Consider the following 1,559-nt stretch of genomic DNA (forward strand, 5'->3'; position numbering starts at 1 on the left):
GGCGGGGCCTGCCGGAGGCCGATCGACCGTGCGCCCCGGTCGAGTGTCGGTGGGTGCCGTTAGCCTCGTCTCATGGCTATCCAGACGTCGCCCGAGGCGCCGATCCCCGTCGGCGAGGTGTCGAAGCTGATCGGCGGGTGGATCGACCGGCTCGGCGCGGTGTGGGTGGAGGGGCAGATCGCGCAGCTCAGCCGCCGTCCCGGTGCCGGTGTGGTGTTCCTGACGCTGCGTGATCCGTCGTTCGAGGTTTCGCTGACGGTGACGTGCTTCCGCCGGGTCTTCGACGAGGTGGCGGACGTGGTCTCGGAGGGCACGCGTGTGGTCGTGCACGCGAAGCCGTCCTGGTACGCGCAGCGTGGTGAGCTGTCGTTGCGGGCCGCCGAGATCCGCCCGATAGGCGTGGGCGAACTGCTCGTGAAGTTGGAGCAGTTGAAGAAGTCGCTGACGGCGGAGGGGCTGTTCGACGCGCGGCACAAGCGTCGGCTGCCGTTCCTGCCGCACCGCGTCGGGCTGGTGACGGGCCGGGCCTCGGCGGCGGAGCGGGACGTCCTGGAGACGGCCCGGCACCGCTGGCCGGCGGTCCGCTTCGCGATACGGAACGTCGCGGTGCAGGGGCCGAAGGCGGTGCCGCAGGTGATCGGTGCGATCCGCGAGCTGGACGGCGATCCGGAGGTGGACGTCATCATCGTGGCGCGCGGCGGGGGAAGCGTGGAGGACCTGCTGCCGTTCTCGGACGAGCAGCTGGTCCGCGCGGTGTCGGCGTGCCGCACGCCGGTGGTGTCGGCCATCGGGCACGAACCGGACTCTCCGCTGCTCGATCTGGTCGCCGACCTGCGGTCGAGGACGCCGACGCACGCGGCGAAGGACGTCGTGCCCGACGTGGGTGAGGAGTTCGAGCGGGTGGGGCAGCTGCGCGACCGCGCGCTGCGCTGCGTCACGGCGTTCCTGGACGGTCAGGAGCGCGGGCTGGCCGACTGGATGAGCCGGCCGGCGATGGCCTATCCGCACCGGCTGGTGGAGGAGCGGACTGACGAGGTGGCCGAGCTGGTGGGCCGGGCCCGGCGCTGCTTCGGACACCGGCTGGACGGCGCTACGGCGGATCTGGAGCACACTCGCGCCCGGGTGCTCGCGCTGTCGCCCGCGGCGACGCTGCGGCGCGGCTACGCGGTGCTCCAGCGGACGGACGGCGCGGTGGTGCGGGACCCGGGCGAGGTCGCGCCGGGCGAGGGGCTGCGCGCCCGGGTCGCGGAGGGCGAGTTCCAGGTGACGGTGAACGGCACCGACGCCGACCAGTGAAGGACCGATCCTAGGGTGGTGCGTATGGCAGAGGACGAGCTGACGGGGCCCGAGTCGACGATGGGCTACGAGCAGGCGAGGGACGAGCTGGTGGACGTCGTGCGCCGGCTGGAGGCTGGCGGCGCGACGTTGGAGGAGTCGCTGGCGCTGTGGGAGCGCGGCGAGGAGCTGGCGCGGATCTGCCGCGGCTTCCTGGCCGGTGCGCGGGCCCGACTGGACGCCGCGCTCGCCGAGCCGGAGGCGGGCGGGTCGGCGGCGGGGAG

Annotated in this window: 2 protein-coding genes; both read left to right on the plus strand. The window is 73.5% G+C overall.

All coding sequences use genetic code 11. From position 1 onward, the window contains the following. Positions 1-72: 72 nt before the first annotated feature. Entirely contained in the window at positions 73-1,296 is a 1,224-nt protein-coding gene (gene xseA, locus FNX44_RS26805) for an exodeoxyribonuclease VII large subunit (RefSeq protein WP_143651554.1), read from the plus strand. 24 nt (positions 1,297-1,320) lie between these two features. Beyond that, positions 1,321-1,559: exodeoxyribonuclease VII small subunit (locus FNX44_RS26810; protein ID WP_143651555.1), on the plus strand; the 239-nt coding region annotated here is incomplete at its 3' end.

The sequence above is a fragment of the Streptomyces alkaliterrae genome, assembly GCF_007097205.2.
GTDB classification, from domain to species: Bacteria; Actinomycetota; Actinomycetes; order Streptomycetales; family Streptomycetaceae; genus Streptomyces; species Streptomyces alkaliterrae.

Bases quoted from the DNA above. Each gene is read 5' to 3' on its own strand.
- xseA (WP_143651554.1), top strand. From the start codon at position 73: ATGGCTATCCAGACGTCGCCCGAGGCGCCGATCCCCGTCGGCGAGGTG.